Source organism: Pseudomonas sp. GYB4201 (assembly GCF_056312595.1).
In genome coordinates, this window is record NZ_JBWGIG010000002.1 from 251,025 (window position 1) to 270,503 (window position 19,479).

At 64.5% G+C, this 19,479-nt stretch carries 17 protein-coding genes and 1 tRNA gene; 14 read left to right on the plus strand and 4 right to left on the minus strand.

What is annotated here, in order from left to right; genetic code table 11:
- Positions 1-48: 48 nt before the first annotated feature.
- The 8 genes from AC0Z2B_RS03365 (at position 49) to ychF (ending at position 6,937) form a co-directional block, all read left to right on the plus strand.
- Positions 49-1,776 (plus strand): tetratricopeptide repeat protein, encoded by a 1,728-nt coding sequence (locus tag AC0Z2B_RS03365; protein WP_476295121.1) that lies wholly within the window; start codon positions 49-51, stop codon positions 1,774-1,776.
- 4 nt (positions 1,777-1,780) lie between these two features.
- Positions 1,781-2,398, plus strand: a complete 618-nt coding sequence (gene lolB, locus AC0Z2B_RS03370) for a lipoprotein insertase outer membrane protein LolB (protein ID WP_416422511.1) — start codon at positions 1,781-1,783, stop codon at positions 2,396-2,398.
- 1 nt (position 2,399) lies between these two features.
- Complete coding sequence (ispE, locus tag AC0Z2B_RS03375; RefSeq protein ID WP_473005402.1) at positions 2,400-3,275, plus strand: 4-(cytidine 5'-diphospho)-2-C-methyl-D-erythritol kinase; 876 nt, start codon at positions 2,400-2,402, stop codon at positions 3,273-3,275.
- A 10-nt stretch (positions 3,276-3,285) separates the two neighbouring features.
- Positions 3,286-3,360, plus strand: a tRNA-Gln gene (locus tag AC0Z2B_RS03380).
- Between the two features lie 48 nt (positions 3,361-3,408).
- The gene (locus AC0Z2B_RS03385; RefSeq protein WP_008373254.1) at positions 3,409-4,350 is read left to right on the plus strand and encodes a ribose-phosphate pyrophosphokinase; all 942 of its coding nucleotides are present in this window, start codon (positions 3,409-3,411) and stop codon (positions 4,348-4,350) included.
- A gap of 137 nt (positions 4,351-4,487) precedes the next feature.
- Entirely contained in the window at positions 4,488-5,084 is a 597-nt protein-coding gene (locus AC0Z2B_RS03390; protein WP_416422508.1) for a 50S ribosomal protein L25/general stress protein Ctc, read from the plus strand.
- A 146-nt stretch (positions 5,085-5,230) separates the two neighbouring features.
- A complete protein-coding gene (gene pth, locus AC0Z2B_RS03395) occupies positions 5,231-5,815 on the plus strand; it encodes an aminoacyl-tRNA hydrolase (protein ID WP_008373249.1) in 585 nt (194 codons plus the stop codon).
- 21 nt (positions 5,816-5,836) lie between these two features.
- Positions 5,837-6,937, plus strand: coding sequence for a redox-regulated ATPase YchF (gene ychF / locus AC0Z2B_RS03400; protein ID WP_416422505.1), 1,101 nt, complete (start codon positions 5,837-5,839; stop codon positions 6,935-6,937).
- A gap of 165 nt (positions 6,938-7,102) precedes the next feature.
- Here the strand turns inward: ychF and AC0Z2B_RS03405 are convergent, their stop codons facing one another.
- Together AC0Z2B_RS03405 and AC0Z2B_RS03410 are read right to left on the minus strand one after the other, a co-directional pair.
- Entirely contained in the window at positions 7,103-7,447 is a 345-nt protein-coding gene (locus AC0Z2B_RS03405) for a BRO-N domain-containing protein (RefSeq protein WP_476295123.1), read from the minus strand.
- Positions 7,448-7,870: 423 nt separating this feature from the next.
- Positions 7,871-8,854, minus strand: coding sequence for an Abi family protein (locus AC0Z2B_RS03410; protein ID WP_476295125.1), 984 nt, complete (start codon positions 8,852-8,854; stop codon positions 7,871-7,873).
- A 315-nt stretch (positions 8,855-9,169) separates the two neighbouring features.
- Here AC0Z2B_RS03410 and AC0Z2B_RS03415 point away from each other — a divergent pair, with 315 nt between their 5' ends.
- Complete coding sequence (locus AC0Z2B_RS03415; RefSeq protein ID WP_476295126.1) at positions 9,170-10,039, plus strand: restriction endonuclease; 870 nt, start codon at positions 9,170-9,172, stop codon at positions 10,037-10,039.
- A 161-nt stretch (positions 10,040-10,200) separates the two neighbouring features.
- Entirely contained in the window at positions 10,201-10,998 is a 798-nt protein-coding gene (locus AC0Z2B_RS03420) for an ATP-binding cassette domain-containing protein (protein ID WP_475507077.1), read from the plus strand.
- Here AC0Z2B_RS03420 and AC0Z2B_RS03425 read toward each other — a convergent pair.
- Both AC0Z2B_RS03425 and AC0Z2B_RS03430 read right to left on the minus strand, forming a co-directional pair.
- Positions 10,952-12,247 (minus strand): lipase family protein, encoded by a 1,296-nt coding sequence (locus tag AC0Z2B_RS03425; protein ID WP_416422499.1) that lies wholly within the window; start codon positions 12,245-12,247, stop codon positions 10,952-10,954. The two genes, AC0Z2B_RS03420 and AC0Z2B_RS03425, sit on opposite strands and share 47 nt — an antisense overlap.
- Before the next feature lie 253 nt (positions 12,248-12,500).
- A complete protein-coding gene (locus tag AC0Z2B_RS03430) occupies positions 12,501-13,847 on the minus strand; it encodes a lysine N(6)-hydroxylase/L-ornithine N(5)-oxygenase family protein (RefSeq protein ID WP_476295127.1) in 1,347 nt (448 codons plus the stop codon).
- Between the two features lie 256 nt (positions 13,848-14,103).
- On the opposite strand from AC0Z2B_RS03430, the gene AC0Z2B_RS03435 reads away from it, so the two are divergent.
- The 4 genes from AC0Z2B_RS03435 to fhuF are packed head-to-tail and all read left to right on the plus strand — an operon-like array spanning position 14,104 to position 19,420.
- Entirely contained in the window at positions 14,104-15,774 is a 1,671-nt protein-coding gene (locus AC0Z2B_RS03435; protein WP_476295129.1) for a cyclic peptide export ABC transporter, read from the plus strand.
- A 10-nt stretch (positions 15,775-15,784) separates the two neighbouring features.
- Positions 15,785-16,675 (plus strand): ABC transporter substrate-binding protein, encoded by an 891-nt coding sequence (locus AC0Z2B_RS03440; RefSeq protein WP_476295131.1) that lies wholly within the window; start codon positions 15,785-15,787, stop codon positions 16,673-16,675.
- A complete protein-coding gene (gene fhuB, locus AC0Z2B_RS03445) occupies positions 16,668-18,686 on the plus strand; it encodes a Fe(3+)-hydroxamate ABC transporter permease FhuB (RefSeq protein WP_476295133.1) in 2,019 nt (672 codons plus the stop codon). The genes AC0Z2B_RS03440 and fhuB overlap by 8 nt, the downstream gene beginning before the upstream one ends.
- Positions 18,683-19,420: a siderophore-iron reductase FhuF gene (gene fhuF / locus AC0Z2B_RS03450; RefSeq protein ID WP_476295134.1), complete on the plus strand. Its 738-nt coding sequence runs from the start codon at positions 18,683-18,685 to the stop codon at positions 19,418-19,420. The genes fhuB and fhuF overlap by 4 nt, the downstream gene beginning before the upstream one ends.
- Positions 19,421-19,479: the final 59 nt, after the last annotated feature.

The window sequence follows — 19,479 nt, forward strand, 5'->3', positions numbered from 1 at the left end:
GGCTTGTGTCATGATGATCCGACCGCAGGTAAGTCGCCAAAACTCCCTATGAATAGATCCTCCGCGTTGTTCCTTGCTTTTGTCTTGCTCAATGGTTGCCAGGCCTGGCACCCCGGCAAGCCACAAGACGCCGCTGCCGTCCAGGACAGCACTCCAAAGCCTGCCGAGAAACCGGTGGTGTATGGCTCGTTCACTGAAGACACGGTCTTCAGCCTGTTGACGGCGGAGCTGGCCGGCCAGCGCAACCGCTTCGACATCGCCCTGGACAACTACGTGGATCAGGCGCGCAAGACCGGTGACCCCGGCGTTTCCGAACGCGCGTACCGCATCGCCGAGTACGTGGGCGCCGACCAGGCCGCCCTGGACACCGCGCTGATGTGGGCGAAAAACGCCCCTGCCGATCTGGACGCCCAACGCACCGCGGCCATCCAGCTGGCGCGCAATGGCCGTTACGACGAGTCCATGGTGTACATGGAAAAAGTCCTGCAGGGCCAGGGCGACACCCATTTCGATTTCCTCGCGCTGTCGGCCGCCGACACCGACCAGGACACCCGCAATGGCCTGTTGCAAAGTTTTGACCGGCTGCTGGTGAAGTACCCACGCAACAGCCAGTTGCTGTTCGGCAAGGCCTTGCTGCTGCAGCAAGACGGCGACAACCAGGGTGCGCTGACGCTGCTGGAGAAGAACCCGCCGCAGGACGGCGAAATCGCCCCTATCCTGCTGCACGCACGCCTGCTGCAACTGCTGGACCGCGGCAAGGAAGCGGTGCCGCTGCTGGAAAAAAGCCTGCGCAAATACCCTGACGACAAGCGCCTGCGCCTGACCTACGCGCGCATGCTGGTGGAACAGAACCGCATGGCCGACGCCAAGGTGCAGTTCGCCAGCCTGGTGCAGCAGTACCCCGAGGACGACGAGCTGCGCTACTCCCTGGCGCTGGTCTGCCTGGAAGCCAAGGCCTGGGACGAGGCCGCCGACTACCTGCACGAGCTGGTGGACCGCGGCGCCCACGTCGACTCCGCGCACCTGAACCTGGGCCGCATCGCCGAGGAAAAAGGCGACCCGCAGGGCGCCCTCGAGGAATACGCCCAGGTCGGTGGCGGCAACGACTACCTGCCCGCGCAGCTGCGCCAGGCCGACATCCTGATGGCCAGCGGCCGCGTCGACGAGGCGCGCAAACGCCTGGCCGCGGCACGCGAAGCCCAGCCCGACTACGCCATCCAGCTGTACCTGGTGGAGGCCGAGACCCTGGCCAACAACAACCAGCAGGACGCTGCCTGGCAGCTGCTGGCCAAGGCGCTGACGCTCTACCCCGACGACCTTAATCTGCTTTACACCCGCGCCATGCTCGCGGAAAAACGCAACGACCTGCAGCAGATGGAGGCCGACCTGCGCGCCATCATCAAGCGCGAGCCGAACAACGCCATGGCCCTCAACGCCCTGGGCTACACCCTGTCGGACCGCACCACGCGCTACGCAGAGGCCAAGGAGCTGATCGAACGCGCCCACAGCATCAATCCCGACGACCCCGCCGTGCTCGACAGCCTGGGCTGGGTCAACTACCGCCTGGGCAACCTCAACGAAGCCGAGCGCCTGCTGCGCCAGGCCCTGGCCGCCTTCCCCGACCAGGAAGTGGCCGCCCACCTGGGCGAAGTGCTGTGGGCCAACGGCAAGCAGCGCGAAGCCCGCGAAATCTGGGCCAAGTACCTGAAAGAACCCGCCGAGAGCCCTACCCTGCGCGCCACCGTGCTGCGCCTGACCGGATCCGAGACTCTATAACCTTATGTTTTTGCGCCACGTCATCACCTTCAGCCTGATCGCCCTGCTCGCCGGCTGTGCCGGCTTCGGTTCCCGCGAGGCCCTGCAGGGCCAGGGCAACCCGCAACAATGGAGCGCCCACAAGGCGCAACTGACCCAGCTGGACGGCTGGCAGATCGACGGCAAGGTCGGCATCCGCGCGCCCAAGGACTCGGGCAGCGGCACCCTGTTCTGGCTGCAACGCCAGGACTACTACGACATCCGCCTGTCCGGCCCGCTGGGCCGCGGTGCCGCGCGCCTGACCGGGCGCCCGGGCCAGGTGGTGCTGGAAGTCGCCAACCAGGGCCGCTATGAAGCAGCCACCCCCGAGCAACTGCTGGGCGAACAGCTGGGCTGGAACCTGCCGGTGTCGCACCTGGTGTGGTGGGTGCGCGGCCTGCCCGCCCCGGACACCAAGAGCAAGCTGACCCTGGACGGCGACAGCCGCCTGGCCAGCCTGGAACAGGATGGCTGGAGCGTCGAATACCTCAGCTACACCGAACAGAACGGCTACGCCCTGCCCGAGCGCATCAAGCTGCACGGCCAGGACCTGGACGTGACCCTGGTGGTCAAGTCATGGCAGCCACGGCAGCTGGGGCACTGACATGACCCAGCCACGCCTGACCCTGCCCGCCCCGGCCAAACTCAACCTGATGCTGCACATCCTGGGCCGCCGCGCCGACGGCTACCACGAGCTGCAGACCCTGTTCCAATTCCTCGACCACGGCGACGAACTGCAATTCGCCGTGCGCCAGGACGGCGAGATCCGCCTGCACACCGACATCGAGGGCGTGCCCCACGACAGCAACCTGATCGTGAAAGCCGCGCGCAAGCTGCAGGCGCTGACCGGCACCACGCTGGGCGCCGACATCTGGCTGCATAAAGTGCTGCCCATGGGTGGCGGCATCGGCGGCGGCAGTTCCGACGCCGCCACCACCCTGCTGGGCCTGGACCATTTGTGGAACACCGGCGCCGGCATCGACCGCCTGGCCGAGCTGGGCCTTTCCCTGGGCGCCGACGTGCCGGTTTTCGTCCGCGGGCACGCGGCGTTCGCCGAGGGCGTGGGCGAAATCCTTACCCCGGCCGAGCCCGAGGAACCCTGGTACCTGGTGCTCGTCCCGCAAGTCTCTGTTAGTACAGCAGAAATTTTTTCAGATCCGTTGTTGACACGCGATTCACTTCCCATTAAAGTGCGCCCCGTTCCCAAGGGAAACAGCAGAAATGACTGCGAAGCGGTAGTCACAAGACGTTATCCAGAAGTACTTAACGCCTTGAATTCACTGAAGAAATTTGGTGATGGACGACTCACCGGAACTGGAAGTTGTGTGTTTGGGGCCTTCCCAAGCAAAGCGGAAGCTGATAGAGTTTCGCACCTTCTTGCAGATACCCTTACAGGGTTTGTAGCCAAAGGCAGCAACATCTCCATGTTGCACCGAAAACTACAGAGTCTGTCACAGGAAACGAGTGCTGGGCACTCGTAGCAACAGATACAGGGGCGTCGCCAAGCGGTAAGGCAGCAGGTTTTGATCCTGCCATGCGTTGGTTCGAATCCAGCCGCCCCTGCCATTTTCCTTATACTCATCCAGGTATACCCTCAGCCGGCAGGTACTGCGCGTGTCCAAGATGATGGTCTTTACGGGGAACGCTAACCCCGATCTGGCTCGGCGTGTAGTACGTCAGCTGCATATCCCACTGGGTGATGTCTCTGTCGGTAAGTTCTCCGACGGCGAAATCAGCACTGAGATTAATGAAAACGTCCGCGGTAAGGACGTCTTTATCATTCAGCCGACTTGCGCTCCGACGAACGATAACCTGATGGAACTGGTTGTGATGGCCGATGCCTTCCGCCGCTCCTCAGCGTCCCGAATCACTGCGGTGATTCCTTACTTTGGTTATGCCCGCCAGGATCGCCGTCCGCGTTCCGCACGTGTTGCCATCAGCGCGAAAGTCGTCGCTGACATGCTCACCGTGGTGGGGATCGACCGTGTTCTCACGGTGGATCTGCATGCTGACCAAATCCAGGGTTTCTTCGATATTCCGGTAGATAACATCTACGGCTCCCCAGTATTGGTGGATGACATCGAGGATCAACGCTTCGAGAACCTGATGATCGTGTCCCCGGACATCGGCGGCGTCGTGCGTGCACGTGCTGTTGCCAAGTCCCTGGGCGTTGATCTGGGTATCATCGACAAGCGCCGTGAGAAAGCCAATCACTCCGAAGTGATGCATATCATCGGCGACGTCGAAGGGCGTACCTGTATTCTGGTCGATGACATGGTCGACACCGCCGGCACCCTGTGCCACGCGGCGAAAGCCCTGAAAGAGCATGGCGCTGCCAAGGTCTTTGCCTACTGCACACACCCTGTGCTGTCGGGCCGGGCGATCGAGAACATTGAAAATTCCGTGCTGGACGAGCTGGTGGTCACTAACACCATCCCGCTGTCCGCTGCAGCACAAGCCTGTGTACGTATCCGTCAACTGGATATCGCACCGGTAGTTGCCGAGGCGGTCCGCCGCATCAGCAATGAAGAATCGATCAGCGCGATGTTCCGCTAAGGGCCCTGCCCTGCGAACACCTCGTTGACGAAAAGCGCCCCGCCCCAACACTTCCGTTGGGGCGGGGCTTTTTTGCCCATCCCGGTTTGACGCTGGTCGCAAACGTTACCCGGGCATGGCTATTTTGGAGATGTAAAATGACTGATTTCATCCTGAACGCCCAAGCGCGTACCGACCTGGGGAAAGGTGCGAGCCGCCGCCTGCGTCGTCTCGCCGCCCAAGTCCCAGCCGTAATCTACGGTGGCGACAAAGAAGCTGAATCCGTAAGCATCCTGGCCAAAGAAATCGCCAAGCTGTTCGAAAACGAAGCTGCTTTCAGCCACGTTATCGAACTGAACGTTGACGGCACCAAGCAAAACGTCGTGGTCAAGGCCATGCAGCGTCACCCAGCCAAGCAGTTCATCATGCACGCTGACTTCGTCCGCGTTGTTGCTGGCCAGAAACTGACCGCTATCGTTCCTGTGCACTTCGTCAACGAAGAAGCTCCAGTGAAGAAAGGCGGCGAGATCTCCCACGTTGTCAACGAGATCGAAGTTTCCTGCGAAGCCAAGGACCTGCCTGAGTTCATCGAAGTCGACCTGGCCAACGCCGAAATCGGTTCGATCGTTCACCTGTCCGACCTCAAGGCCCCTAAAGGCGTTGAGTTCGTAGCCCTGGCTCACGGCAACGACCTGGCTGTTGCCAACGTCCACGCTCCACGTGTAGCTCCAGAAGCTGAAGGCGCTGCAGAGTAATTTTACTCGGCACGCCGGAGTTGTAATGACATCGCGGTAGCATAAGCGGACGAGATCGCGAAGTTTACACAACCGACCTCGTCCCCTCATGCCACCGGCCAGCCCGGTGGCGATGTTCAATTCGATTCCAAGGAAGAGCCCCTGTCGTGACCGCCATTCAACTGATCGTTGGCCTGGGAAACCCTGGCCAGGAATACGAACAGACCCGGCATAACGCAGGGGCTCTTTTCGTTGAGCGCATCGCTGCCAAACAAGGCGTCAGCCTGGTAGCCGATCGCAAGTATTTCGGCCTGACGGCGCGTTTCAGCCATCAGGGCCATGATGTTCGCCTGTTGATCCCCACCACCTACATGAACCGTAGCGGCCAGGCCGTGGCGGCATTGGCGAATTTCTACCGCATTCCGGTAGACGCCATCCTGGTGGCCCACGACGAACTCGACCTGCCCCCCGGCGTCGCCAAGCTCAAGTTGGGCGGCGGCCATGGCGGGCACAACGGCTTGCGCGACATCATCGCGCAGCTGGGCAACAACAACGGCTTCCACCGTCTGCGGCTTGGCATTGGCCACCCGGGTGTGGCCAGTCAGGTATCCAACTTTGTCCTGGGCCGGGCGCCACGCGCCGAGCAGGACAAACTGGACGCCAGTATCGATTTTGCCCTCGGCGTGTTGCCGGATATCTTCGCCGGCGAGTGGAATCGCGCGATGAAAAACCTGCACAGCCAAAAGGCCTGACTCCACGAAGAGGGAATCACCATGGGTTTCAATTGCGGTATCGTCGGCCTGCCCAACGTCGGCAAGTCCACACTGTTCAACGCCCTGACCAAATCGGGCATCGCGGCCGAGAACTTCCCCTTCTGCACCATCGAGCCCAACAGCGGTATCGTGCCGATGCCGGACCCGCGCCTGGCTGCCCTGGCTGCCATCGTCAACCCCAAGCGCATCCTGCCGACCACCATGGAATTCGTCGACATCGCAGGCCTGGTGGCCGGCGCCTCGAAAGGTGAAGGCCTGGGCAACAAGTTCCTGGCCAACATCCGCGAAACCGACGCCATCGCCCACGTGGTCCGCTGCTTCGAAGACGAGAACGTGATTCACGTCTCCAACAGCGTCGACCCCAAGCGCGACATCGAGATCATCGACCTGGAACTGATCTTCGCCGACCTGGACAGCTGCGAGAAGCAACTGCAGAAGGTTGCGCGCAACGCCAAGGGTGGCGACAAGGACGCCGTGGTCCAGAAAGGCCTGCTGGAGCAACTGATCGCCCACTTCACCGACGGCAAGCCTGCCCGCAGCCTGATGAAGAACATGGGTGTTGACGAGAAGGCGGTCATCCGCGGCTTCCACCTGCTGACCTCGAAGCCGGTCATGTACATCGCCAACGTCGCCGAAGACGGCTTCGAAGGCAACCCACACCTGGACGTGGTCCGCGCCATCGCCGAAGAAGAAGGCGCCATCGTGGTGCCGGTGTGCAACAAGATCGAAGCCGAAATCGCCGAGCTGGACGACGGCGAAGAGAAGGACATGTTCCTCGAGGCCCTGGGCCTGGAAGAGCCTGGCCTGAACCGCGTGATCCGCGCCGGCTACGAGCTGCTGAACCTGCAGACCTACTTCACCGCTGGCGTCGAGGAAGTACGCGCCTGGACCGTCAAGGTCGGCGCCACCGCGCCACAGGCCGCTGGCGTGATCCACACCGACTTCGAAAAAGGCTTCATCCGCGCCGAAGTGATCGCCTACAACGACTTCATCCAGTACAACGGTGAAGCGGGCACCAAGGAAGCCGGCAAATGGCGCCTGGAAGGCAAGGAATACATCGTGAAAGACGGCGATGTGATGCACTTCCGCTTTAACGTGTAAGCGCGTTACGGCCATTCAAGAAGCCCCGGTCTCGCAAGAGCCGGGGCTTTTTCATGGTATTCACGTAGCAGCGGCCACCAGGCCGCGTCACCGGCACCGCGGTCCGTCAGCTACGCCCCGGACGCGACCTGGCGGTCGCTGCTACACGAGATAGCGCAGTAGCCGTTAGTGGCCGTGGGTGCGCAGCTGCGGCAACACCTCACAACTCAACCACCGCCGCAACGCCCGGTTCTCTGGAATCAGGTGATACACCAACAACGCAAACGCCCCGCAGTCACTGACCATCACCCGCTCCCGTTCATGCCCGCCAGTCATCAGGGTAAGCGTGCACTGCTGGTCGGCGTCCAGCTTGGCAAGACGATGGTCGACCAGCCCAATGCCCATTAGCCGGCCCAGGTCTTGGGCACATAGCCAGGCACGGTCGTTGATCAGCAGGGTGCGGAGGATTCGTTCGTTGCGGTGGAAAACGGTGGGGGTAAGGCAAGACGAAGTACCAACTTCAATTTCCATATGCTTGTTCCATTTGCAACCGATGCAGCTTTTGCCGACATCGGTACAGGGCTAGATCGGCAGGCACAATTACCCGCCACGTATAACGCTCTGCTGGTATTCAGGTCGCTAAACCCGGCCATTTTCATGGCAGGGAAAGCCTATCCCGCACGCCCCACTCCGCGATATCCACCCACTTCCGGTTTTGCTGTAGGACGCTTCCCTACCAACGCATCAGATAGACCACCCTTCTCCACTTAATGCCCGTACCAGGAATGAAAAAGCCCCGGTCTCGCAAGAGCCGGGGCTTTTTGTTACACACTGCCCCGGGCAGGCAGATTGACCTTGTTCATGTTGACCTCTACCATCAGATCCAACACGGCCCCTCTCGGCAACGTCACTTCGTGATGCTGCTGCTGAGGGGTTTTTTAATGGCTGGCATTTTTACCACGATGCTTCCCACCCCTCGTGAAGCCCCATGCGCGCCTCTCTCGAACCGATACTTTGGCTCTGTGGGAACGCCTGCAACTGCTGCTTCATTCGCTGCGGCCAACTGGATCGCGGATATATCACCTGAATCAAATGACGAGTGACACACAGCAGCAAATAACACCGCGCCAAGGCATGCCCTTTCCCAAGAAAATGAGTGACCCATGGCACCTCGGCCGCCTTGGGAAGCTTTGGCTGGTCGACAATATTTCGATTCCACAACCGGCTATGATGCGCACAAACGTTGCGTAGATAATTCAAACTACGTAACCACGAAGCGAAGATCCGACCGTTTGAAATCCCGTATTTGGACGAGATCGCGTCTTGGTCGCATGCCCTCATACCGTCGTACAGCGTGGACATCGTTCCAAAGTCCCAAGCTTCTGCTGCTATCCAAAGCGGTAGCTGCGATCCATACCTGGCTTTGCAGGCGAGAATGAAGTCCTCTCGCGACCGACTTACCAATTGCTCATGGCGTAGCATCCAATCCTGATGCCTGCTAGCTCCAGTCCTGGGATTGATCCTGCCGCTGAACTCCCGATGGAGAAGATCAGGCTTTGTGTGCGCGAAGGGATGAAGCCCGCCCAGGTAATGACCAATATCAACCCTCAACGCTATTTCAATGCGCTCCAGGGCATCCAAGGCCAATAGGCGCAACTGCTTGTCGAAAACATAAAGATCAACAGCATCCTGAAAAGTGGCACCCGGCCTGAAAACATCGATGTCCACCGGCGTGCCAGTGGCCGTGGCCTTCCCTCCGAGCGATAGCTGATGAACCCGGTGGTCGCATAATGCGTACCAGTACCCGCTCAACCGAAAATAACCTACCCGGCTTAGCCAGCTCACCGCCACAGCTTTGTCTGCGATGATCATTCCCCTTTCGGCCAGGTAGTCCAGCTGTTCATTAAAACTAGCCCAGGAATTACCGTACTTAACCATAGGTGGTTCCTTCCATGCCTTGGGTTACATCTGCCCTATCCAGAATTGCGGTCGGGGGAAGCCCTGGTTGCTAAACGCCGCCACTTTGACCGCAGGGAAAGCCTATCCCGCACGCCCCACTCCGCGATATCCACCCACTTCCGGTTTCCCTGTAGGACGCTTCCCTACCTCCACCCGAGATAAACCGACTTGACGCCCGTAGCCGCTGCCGCCAGGCTGCGCTGGCCCTTTGCCTCGCTGAAGCTATGCAGCGCACACACGGGCCAGCGCAGCCTGCGGCAGCGGCTACACCCCCCACCCCAACAGACCACGGACATGGCCAAGAAAACCTCCACCTTCGACGACCTCATCTTCCTCGCCAGCAAGCTCCCCTGGTGGTCCAGCCTGATCCTGGCGGTGGCCTCCGGCGTCTACCTGCACGGCGTGGCCACGGCGCCCATCGCGGTGGTCAGCGACCCAGCGCAACTGCAATCGGTGATGACCCAAAGCCTGTTCAGAACCCTGGCGACCTTCGGCCAATACCTGCTGCCACTGATCTTCGTCATCGGCGCCATCACCTCGGTCCTCGGCCGTCGCAAGCGCCGCGAGCTGTTGAACACCGGCCATGCGGTGAACGACTTCACCTGGCAGGAATTCGAACTGCTGGTGGGCGAGGCGTTGCGCCGCCAGGGCTTCAGCATCGAGGAACGCGGCGGCGCCGGGCCCGATGGTGGCGTGGACCTGGTCGCCCGCAAGGAGGGCGAGAAGTACCTGGTGCAGTGCAAGCACTGGCGCGCGCTGCAGGTGGGTGTGCCGGTGGTGCGCGAACTGTACGGGGCCATGGCCGCGGAAGGCGCGGTGGGTGGTTTCGTGATCACCAGCGGCCGTTTCAGCGAGCCGGCGCGTGAGTTCGCCAGCGGGCGCAACCTCAAGCTGGTGGACGGCCGCCAGCTGCGGCGCTGGATTGCCGCGGCGCAAAAACAGACTGCGCAGCCGGCGCCCAAGCCGACCCCGGCCCCAGTACCGGGGCCGCCGCCACCCGTCGAGCCGCAACCCAAGGCGCCCGCCTGCCCTCATTGCCGCAAACCCATGGTGATCAAGGTGGCGCGCACCGGCCGCAACGCCGGCGGCAACTTCTGGGGCTGCAGCGACTACCCCAAATGCCGCGGCATGCGCGCCATCTTCCCGCAAACCCCGCCCCCGTAGCAGCGGCCCCCAGGCCGCGTCCTGCCCCAACGCGGTCTGCCTGGGGATCGCGTTGGGGCGGGACGCAGCCTTTGGCAGCTGCTACGGAATATTCAATTGATAAGCATTAGCAAATTTACTACTGTCGTGCCCTGCCCTTTTCAAGCGATCGTGGAAGCCTCATGTTCGAATTGCGCTCCGTCAGCTTCAAAGTCCCTGGCCGTACCTTGCTGCAACCGCTGGACCTGCAGATTCCCCACGGCAAGATGATCGGCCTGATCGGCCACAACGGTTCGGGCAAGTCGACGCTGATCAAGCTGCTGGCGCGCCAGCAGGTACCCGCCAGCGGTGAGATTGTGCTGGACGGCAAGCCGCTGCCGGCCTGGGGCAACCGTGATTTCGCCCAGCAGGTGGCCTACCTGCCCCAGCAGCTGCCAGCCGCCGACAACCTCACGGTGCGCGAGCTGGTGGGCTTCGGCCGCTACCCCTGGCACGGTGCGTTGGGGCGTTTCAGCGATGAAGACCGCGAGGCCGTGGAGCGGGCGCTGGAGCTGACCCACATCAGCGCCTTTGCCGAACGCCAGGTGGACCTGCTGTCCGGCGGCGAACGCCAGCGCGTATGGCTGGCGATGCTGCTGGCGCAGAACAGCCGCTTCCTGCTGCTGGACGAGCCCACCTCGGCGCTGGACATCGCCCACCAGGTGGAAGTGCTGTCACTGGTGCACGACCTCAGCCGCCAACTGGGCCTGGGCGTGCTGGTGGTGCTGCACGACGTCAACATGGCCGCGCGCTATTGCGACCACCTGCTGGCGCTGCACAGCGGTCGCCTGCTGGCCCAGGGCAGCCCCGCCGAGCTGATGCAGAGCGAGACCCTGGAGCGCATCTACGGCATCCCCATGGGCGTGATGCGCCACCCCGGCGACGGTTCGCTGATCAGCTACCTCGACTCGCCGGCCACTGCAGCGGGTATGGCAGGCTGAAGGCCGCGCCCCGCGCCAGCGACAGCGCACTGCCCCAGCGCGCCGGGTCGAAGAGCATCTTGCGCATGGCGCTGTAGCAGGCCAGCGACGCCCAGATCATGTGCGCCTGGGCCCCGGTGGCCTTGGCCGGCACCGCCTCGTCCACATTCACCACTGGCACCTGCACGCCGCGCCCGGCAAACGCCGCCTGGGCCCGTGCGGCGTTGTCGAACGGCACCACACCGTCGCGGTCGGTGCCGCACAGCATCATCGGCGTGCGCGGGGTCCAGTCCAGGGTGCTGTTGCGCGCCAGGTCCTGCTGGAACGGCGTGTTCGGCTGCTCGACAAAGGCCTTGGCGAACCCGGGTTGGCGCATATCATCGATTGAGCGCAGCTGATTGAACGGCGCCTGGCCGATCAGCGCGCGCAGGCCCAGCGGCCCGGGGAACGCGCCCTGCACCGCCTGGGCATAAGGCGCCTTGAACACCTCCTCGGGCTGGCCGTAGAGGTTGCCGTACACCCGCTGCATGCCTAGCACTGTGTAGGCCAGCAGGTAGGGCGACAGCTGATTGGGCCCGGCACTGGTGACGCCGTTCCACGACTCGCGGAAGGTGTGCGGCAGGTCGTAGGCGCCGGACATGGGCGCGCTGGCCACCAGGTTGAATTCACCCAGATGGTCGCGCTCGATGGCGCGCTGGGTCGCCATGGTCACGTGGCCGCCCTGGGAGTAGCCGCCGAGCATTACCTTGCCAGAGAAACTCACACCCAGTTGCGCACCCGCCAAACGCGCCGCGCGCAAGGCGTCGACCATGGTGCTGGCCTCGGAGTCGGCGTGCAGGTAGGGGTGGAACGGATAGTGGGAGTTGCCCAGGCCCAGGTAATCGCTGGCGATGACCACGTAGCCGCGGGCGGCATAGACGGAGTTGAGGGGGTAGCCGGCGGAAGCGGCGGCCAGTTGCGCCTGTTGCCGGTGACGATCGGTTTCGGTACCGCGGGCCCAGCCCAGCAGGGGCGCTGGTTGCTGGCAGGCGGCGCCGTCGGGCACCACCAGCGCGGCGGAGGCGTCGGCGGGTTCGCCCTTGACGCCGATGGTGCGGTATTGCACCGCTACCACCTTCACACCGCAGTCGACCTTGTCGACGAACGTCCTTTGGCTTTCCGTTGCCTGGTTGATCTGCGCGGCGCTGTAGCGCGCCACCTCCTTCACCTCCAGCAGCGTCCCGCGCTGCCCTGCCGTTGCATCCGCCTGGGCCGTTCCTGCGCCCAGCATGGCCAACCACGTCGTTATTGCACACACATATCGAGTTCGATCAGACACTGAAGCTCCTTGGTCAAGCAGTCTTCACGCACCTATGGCCACGGTTTCCTTTGTGGGAGCGGGTTCTACCCGCGAAAAGAACACCGCGTGGTATCTGGCGACACGCGCGGGTTTCTTCGCGGGTAGAACCCGCTCCCACCGGGGAAGACGTGGATATAGCGAACGCGTAAAAATGCGCCGGCATTCCTATGCCGGCGCGCGGCACTCAAGCGTTGCTGGCGGTGGCGCGCTGGGCCGTCTTCGCCGGTGCGCCATCAAAGCCGGACTTGAGATTCTCATGCAGCGCCGTCGCCACCTCTTCCGCACGAATCGGCAGAATCGATAGCAACGTGTCGCTCAGGCCATGGCTGGACTGGCTGAAGCCCTGGATGAACACCGGCGCCTTAAGGCGCGGGTCGGCCTGCACGCGGTACTCGCGGTTCACCTGGTATTCGTCCAGGTACTCGGCCAGCGGCGCGAGGATCTGCTGGTGCGAGATGCGTTCGTAGCCGGTGGCCAGGATGATCGCGTCGTAGCGGTGCACCTCGGTGTCGCCGGTGGCCAGGTCGCGCAGCACCAGCTCGATACCGTTGGCATCGGCCTTGGCCGACTCGATCGAGCGCCGGCACAGGAAGCCGTGGCGCGGCTGCCCGGAGACCTTCTGGCGGTAGAAGATCGAGTAGATGCGCTCCACCAGGTTCAGGTCCACCACCGAATAGTTAGTGTTGTGGTACTCGTTGATCAGGCGCTCGCGCTCCAGCTCCGGCTGGTTGAACACCAGGTCAGTGTACTGCGGCGAGAAGATCTCGTTGACGAACGGGCTGTCGTCGGCCGGCTTTAGCACGGCGGCGCGCAGCACCATGTCGACCTGGGCACTGGGGAAGCTGTCGTTGAGGTCGATGAACGCCTCGGCAGCGCTCTGCCCACCGCCGATCACCGCAATGCGCATGGGCTGGCCGTTGGCGCAGGGCTGCTCGTTCATGCGCTCCAGGTAGCGCGAGTGGTGGAACACCCGGGCGTCGCCCTTGAGGGCCCGGAACACCTCGGGAATGCGCGGCGTGCCGCCGGTGCTCAGCACCACCGAGCGGGTGTGGCGCACCTGTTCGCGGCCCTGGCTGTCCTGGGAAATCACCCGCAGTTGCTCGATGCTGTTGCCGCTGTGCACCGGCTCCACCGCCAGCACGTTCTCGCCGTAGGCGGACTGCTCGGTGAAGTGTCCGGCCACCCAGCGCAGGTAGTCGTTGTACTCCATGCGGCAGGGGTAGAAGGTGGCCAGGTTGATGAAGTCCACCAGGCGCCCGTGCTGGTGCAGGTAATTGACGAAGCTGAAGGGGCTGGTGGGGTTGCGCAGGGTCACCAGGTCCTTGAGGAACGAGATCTGCAGCTCGCTCTGCGCCACCAGGGTGTTGCCGTGCCAGCGGTAGTCCTGCTGGCGGTCGAGGAACAGCGCGTCCAGGTGCCGGCCGCGCTTCACGCCCAGCTCTTCCAGGGCGATGGCCAGCGCGAGGTTGGAAGGCCCGAAGCCGATGCCCAGCACATCCAGCGGCGTGCTTGTAGTTACTGTTTGAGTCATCTCGCCAATACCTTTCGATCCATTAGTCGATTGGCACGAACACCCGCGGCGGCCCCAAGGGCGGCGCCAGGCGTATCGCCCAGGAACGGCGTCCCCTGTCGGAACGCTTACCCAAGTGGTGACGAGAAGCCTGTGGGAAAATTTAAACGGCACTCATTCGCGATATCGCCCAACGCCGCCAAGAAATTAATTTTTAAGGTTTTACCCCGCTCGTGCGTCCTATCTGGATATGAATCCCATTTGTGACGACAGCCCAATGACGCAGCCCAAGCCCCCCAAAGGTACGCTCTCCGAACTGTTCAGCCTGCTCAAGCCGTTCTGGCCCATCCTGGCGGTGTCCATCACCCTGGGCATCATGGGCGGCCTGAGCATCACCGCGCTGCTGGCCACCATCAACCAGAGCCTGCACGCCGACGGCCCCGCCGCCGGCACCCTGCTGCTGGCGTTCGGCGGCCTGTGCAGCCTGGCGCTGCTGGGGTCGATCTTCTCCGACATCGGCACCAACCACGTCGGCCAGCACGTCATCGCCAAGCTGCGCAAGGACCTGGGCAGCAAGATCCTCTCCGCGCCCATCGAGCAGATCGAGCGCTACAAGTCGCACCGGCTGATCCCGGTGCTGACCCACGACGTCGACGTCATCAGCGACTTCGCCTTCGCCTTCTCGCCCCTGGCCGTGTCGCTGACCGTGACCCTGGGCTGCATGGGCTACCTGGCGCACCTGTCGTTCCCGATGTTCGTCTGCACCGTGGTGGCGATCCTGCTGGGCACCACCGCCCAGTACTTCGCGCGCCTGAAAGGCATCCGCGGCTTCTTCGAGGCCCGCGAGGCCGAGGATGACCTGCAGAAGCACTACCGCGCCATCTCCGAAGGCGCCAAGGAACTGCGCATCCACCGCCCGCGCCGCTTCCGCGTGTACCGCGACCACCTGCAGAAGACCGTGGAGAAAATCTGCGACATCCAGCTGCGCTCGATCAAGCTGTTCGTGGTGGCCAAGACCTTCGGCTCGACGCTGTTTTTCATCGTCATCGGCGTGGTGCTGGTGTACCAGAGCCTCTACCCCAACACCGACAAGGCCACCCTCAGCGGCTTCATCCTGGTGCTGTTGTTCATGAAGGGCCCGCTGGAACACCTGATCGGCAACCTGCCCATCGTCAGCCGCGCGCAGGTGTCGTTCCGCCGCATCGCCGACCTGTCCGCGCAGTTCGCCTCGCCCGAGCCGCACCTGCTGCTCGAAGGCACTGTGAAACCGGCGACGCCGCTGCAAAGCATCGAACTGCGTGACGCGCGCTACACCTTCCCCAGCGTCGAAGGCGTGACACCCTTCACCCTGGGCCCGGTGAACCTGCGCCTGAACGCTGGCGAGATCATGTTCATCGCCGGCGAGAACGGCGCCGGCAAGACCACCCTGATCAAGGTGCTGCTGGGCCTGTACGCGCCGCAGCAGGGCAGCATCCTGCTGGACGGCCAGGAAGTGGGCGTGGAGAACCGCGACGACTACCGCCAGCTGTTCACCACCATCTTCGCCGACTACTTCCTGTTCGACGACCTGATGGGCCCCGACGAAAAACTGCCCGACGAGGCCCACCAGTACCTCGACCGCCTTGAAATCAGCCACAAGGTCAGCATCCAGGACGGCAACTTCACCACCACCGACCTGTCCACCGGCCAGCGCAAGCGCCTGGCCCTGGTGCAGGCCTGGCTGGACCACCGGCCGGTGCTGGTGTTCGACGAATGGGCCGCCGACCAGGACCCGGCCTTCCGACGCATTTTCTACACCGAACTGCTGCCGGACCTGCAACGCCTGGGCAAGACCATCATCGTCATTTCCCACGACGACCGTTACTTCCATATCGCCGACCGCCTGGTGCGCATGGAGCCGGGGCGCATCTACGAAGACACCCGCCAGCAACACTCCGTGGAGGCCTGACAACGCGATCATGCACAGGCGCTCATTCCTGCAACTGATGAGCGTGGCGGCACTGGCGGCAAGCCCGCTGCTCCACGCTCAACCCCAGGCCCGGCGGGTAGCCCCGCTGGACTGGCAACTGGCCGAGATCATGCTCGGCCTTGGCGTTTCTCCGCTGGCCATTCCCAGCCTGGACATGTACCGCGCCCGCGTGCCGCAGCCGCCGCTGCCGGCCGGCGTGCTGGACCTGGGCGCGTCATGGGAGCCGAGCCTGGAACTGCTGGCACGGCTCAAGCCCGACCTGATCCTGCTCAGCCCCGTGCAGCAGATGGCCCAGGCGCAGTACGCCGCCATCGCCCCGGTGCGGGTGCTGGACGTGCCCACTACTCTTGCGCCCATCCCCCGTGGCCTGGCCGCCATCAGCGAAGTGGGCGAGTGGCTGCATTGCCAGCCCGAGGCCCAGGCCCTGGTGGCCAGCCTCGGCGCCCGCCTGGACGCTGCCCGCACGCGCATCCTCGGCCAGCAGCACCGGCCGATATACCTGGCGGACATCGACCAGGGCGGCAGCCACGTGCGCCTGTGGGGCCACAACAGCCTGCTGGGCGACGCCCTGGCGCGGGTCGGCCTGGTGAACGCCTGGGACGGCGAACTGGGCCCGGCCGGCTTCGCCCTGGTGCCGCTGGAACAACTGGTGGAACGCCCCGAGGCGCGCATGCTCTACCTGAACTTCGGCAAGGCCAGCCAGCGCTCGCTCAAGACCCTGAGTGCCAGCACCCTGTGGAACGTGCTGCCCTTCGTGCGCGAAGGACGTCTGAGCGCCATCCCCCCGACCTACGTATTTGGCGGCACGCAGACTGCGGCGCGCTTCGCCGAGCTGCTGGTGGAACACCTGCCCGCCGACCCGGAGTACGCCCATGGCTAGTTCCGCCCTCGATTACGCCGCCGCAAAAACACGCAACCCGCAGCAGCGGCGCTGGTTGCTGGTGGTCGGCCTGCTGGCGCTGGCCGCCGTGGCCCTGAGCCTGCACGGCCTGCTGCGCCACCTGCCGCCCGGCCTGTGGTGGAGCGCCGCCGTGCACCCCAGCGCCAGCGACACCGCGCAGCTGCTGGTCCACCACGCCTGGCTGCCGCGCCTGGCCGTGAGCCTGCTGGCAGGCGCGGCCCTGGGCCTGAGTGGCGCGCTGCTGCAAAGCATTTTGCGCAACCCGCTGGCCGACGCCTCCACCCTGGGCATTTCCGCCGGCGCCAACCTGATGCTGGTGGTGGGCCTGCTGTTCGCCCCCGGCCTGCTGGACCAGGGCCGCACCCTGCTGACCAGCGCCGGCGGCGGCCTGGCGATGCTGCTGGTGTTCGCCCTGGCCTGGCGCCAGGCGCTGGCACCGCTGGCGGTGGTGCTGGCGGGCCTGATCATCGGCCTGTACTGCGGCGCCCTGGGCTCGATCATGGTGCTGTTCAACCACGAATACCTGGGCGAGCTGTTCGTCTGGCAGACCGGCAACCTGGCCCAGAACGGCTGGGGCCTGACCCGCGACCTGACCTTCAGCCTGATCCCCGGCATGCTCGCCGCGCTGCTGCTGGTGCGGCCGCTGGACGTGCTGCAACTGTCCGATGAAAGTGCGCGCAGCCTGGGCCTGTCGCTGTCCTGGAGCCGCACCCTGGGCCTGGCGCTGGCGGTGTTCCTCAGCACCACGGTGGTCAGCCACATCGGCATGGTCGCCTTCGTCGGCCTGGCCGCGCCGGCCCTGGCGCGGCTGCTCGGTGCTCGCCGGCTGCGCCAGCAGCTGTGGTGCGCGCCGCTGTTCGGCGCGCTGCTGCTGTGGCTGGCCGACCAGGTCATCCAGAACTTCGCCCCGCTGCTGCCCACTGGCACCGCCACCGCGCTGCTGGGCGCGCCGCTGCTGTTGTGGCTGCTGCCGCAGATGCGCCGCAGCCTGCACCCGCCGCGCAGCACGCCCGACGCCCAGCAGCCCAAACCGCGCCACCCGGCACGCATCGTCGCGGTGAGCGCCGTGGCCCTGGTGGTGTGCCTGGCGTTGGCGCTGACCCTGGCCCCCGGCCCCAGCGGCTGGGCCTTCAGCAGCGTCAGTGAAACCCTGCAACTGCTGCCCTGGCGTGCGCCACGGCTGTTCGCCGCCATGGCTGCGGGCGCCATGCTGGCCATGGCCGGGACCATGATCCAGCGCACCACCGGCAACGCCATGGCCAGCCCGGAAGTGCTGGGGGTCAGCTCCGGAGCCGCCTTGGGGGTGATCCTGGTATTCCTCGCCAACCTGCCGCTCAACCCCGGCGTCATCCTGCTGACCGCCAGCGCAGGGGCGCTGGTCACCCTGCTGATTCTGTTGTCGTTTGGCTGGCGCCACGGCTTCTCACCCGAGCGGCTGCTGCTCACCGGCATCGCCCTGGCGACCATCTCCGGGGCCTTCTCCAGCATCATTCTGGTCAGCGGCGACCCGCGCCTGGGCACCCTGCTCAGCTGGATGGCCGGCTCCACCTACCGGGTCAGCGCGCCCCAGGCGGTGGTCGCCTGCGCCGTGGCCGTGGTCGGCCTGGCGCTGGCGCCGCTGATCCGCCGCTGGCTCGACCTGCTGGCCCTGGGCCCCAGCACCGCCAGCATGCTCGGCCTGAACCTGGGCCGCAGCCGCCTGGCGCTGCTGACCCTGACCGCGCTGCTGACCGGCGCTGCCACCCTGGTGGTCGGCCCGCTGAGCTTCGTCGGCCTGATGGCGCCGCACATGGCGCGGCTGCTGGGCCTGCGCCGGGCGCTGGTGCAGTTGTACGGCGCGGCGCTGCTGGGCGCGCTGCTTATGGTGGTGGCCGACTGGCTGGGCCGCACGCTGATCTTCCCCTGGCAGATTCCGGCCGGGCTGCTGGCCACCTTCGTCGGTGGGCCGTACTTCATGTGGCTGATGATCCGCCGCCGGGGTGGCGCATGATCGCCGCCTTCGCCAGCGCCTTTCCCGGGCCACTGGCCGGGGTCGGCGAGTCGCTGGCGCTGGCCGACGGCGCCGCGCCGGGCATCATCCTCAGCGACCTGCTCGACCCGCAGCGCTACCAGCCACCGCTGGCGGCGTTCGCCCAGCGCTACCCCGGCGGCGACACCAAGGCGCTGGTGTCACTGTGGACGCAATGGTACTTCTCGGTGCTGGTGCCGCCGGTGGTCATCCTCGACCTGCTGCAGGACCGCCTGCTGCCACTAAGCCTCGACCACACCCGCCTGCACCTGGACGCCGAAGGCAACCCGCAGCGGGTCGAACTCAGCGACGACGGCCAGGTGCGCCAGCCGCGCTCGGCGTTCGAGCGTTTCGCGCCACTGGTGTTCGACCACCTGGCGCCGCTGTGCGCCACCCTCGCCCAGTTCAGCGGCCTGTCGCCACGGGTGCTGTGGAGCAACGCCGGGGTGCGCGTGGCCTGGGCCGTGGGCGTGGTCGCCCGCCACCCGCTGGGCGGCGCTGAACGGGCGGCGCCGGGGCGTGAACTGCTCAGCGCCAAACAGTGGCCGAACGGCTGCAGCAACCCGCTGTTCGAACCCGTGCGCTTCGCCGTAGCCGATGACGAAACCAGCGCCAGCACCCGCCGCGTGTGCTGCCTGCGCTACCGCCTGGACAGCGTGGATTACTGCCCGTCCTGCCCGTTGCCAGCCAATCGGCGGCAGTGCAAAAAAAAGTGAAAAAATCATTCTGGTTTTGCGCGCGGGTTTCGTCTTATTGGAAACGATTCTTATAAGCT

What these genes read in the sequence shown, in the direction of transcription:
- AC0Z2B_RS03390 (WP_416422508.1), top strand. Translation starts at nt 4,488, where the DNA reads ATGACTGATTTCATCCTGAACGCCCAAGCGCGTACCGACCTGGGGAAA.
- AC0Z2B_RS03430 (WP_476295127.1), bottom strand. Translation starts at nt 13,847, where the DNA reads ATGACTCAAACAGTAACTACAAGCACGCCGCTGGATGTGCTGGGCATC.
- AC0Z2B_RS03435 (WP_476295129.1), top strand. Translation starts at nt 14,104, where the DNA reads ATGACGCAGCCCAAGCCCCCCAAAGGTACGCTCTCCGAACTGTTCAGC.
- AC0Z2B_RS03440 (WP_476295131.1), top strand. Translation starts at nt 15,785, where the DNA reads ATGCACAGGCGCTCATTCCTGCAACTGATGAGCGTGGCGGCACTGGCG.
- ispE (WP_473005402.1), top strand. Translation starts at nt 2,400, where the DNA reads ATGACCCAGCCACGCCTGACCCTGCCCGCCCCGGCCAAACTCAACCTG.
- fhuB (WP_476295133.1), top strand. Translation starts at nt 16,668, where the DNA reads ATGGCTAGTTCCGCCCTCGATTACGCCGCCGCAAAAACACGCAACCCG.
- AC0Z2B_RS03420 (WP_475507077.1), top strand. Translation starts at nt 10,201, where the DNA reads ATGTTCGAATTGCGCTCCGTCAGCTTCAAAGTCCCTGGCCGTACCTTG.
- fhuF (WP_476295134.1), top strand. Translation starts at nt 18,683, where the DNA reads ATGATCGCCGCCTTCGCCAGCGCCTTTCCCGGGCCACTGGCCGGGGTC.
- AC0Z2B_RS03410 (WP_476295125.1), bottom strand. Translation starts at nt 8,854, where the DNA reads ATGGTTAAGTACGGTAATTCCTGGGCTAGTTTTAATGAACAGCTGGAC.
- AC0Z2B_RS03425 (WP_416422499.1), bottom strand. Translation starts at nt 12,247, where the DNA reads ATGCTGGGCGCAGGAACGGCCCAGGCGGATGCAACGGCAGGGCAGCGC.
- ychF (WP_416422505.1), top strand. Translation starts at nt 5,837, where the DNA reads ATGGGTTTCAATTGCGGTATCGTCGGCCTGCCCAACGTCGGCAAGTCC.
- AC0Z2B_RS03365 (WP_476295121.1), top strand. Translation starts at nt 49, where the DNA reads ATGAATAGATCCTCCGCGTTGTTCCTTGCTTTTGTCTTGCTCAATGGT.
- AC0Z2B_RS03415 (WP_476295126.1), top strand. Translation starts at nt 9,170, where the DNA reads ATGGCCAAGAAAACCTCCACCTTCGACGACCTCATCTTCCTCGCCAGC.
- AC0Z2B_RS03405 (WP_476295123.1), bottom strand. Translation starts at nt 7,447, where the DNA reads ATGGAAATTGAAGTTGGTACTTCGTCTTGCCTTACCCCCACCGTTTTC.
- lolB (WP_416422511.1), top strand. Translation starts at nt 1,781, where the DNA reads ATGTTTTTGCGCCACGTCATCACCTTCAGCCTGATCGCCCTGCTCGCC.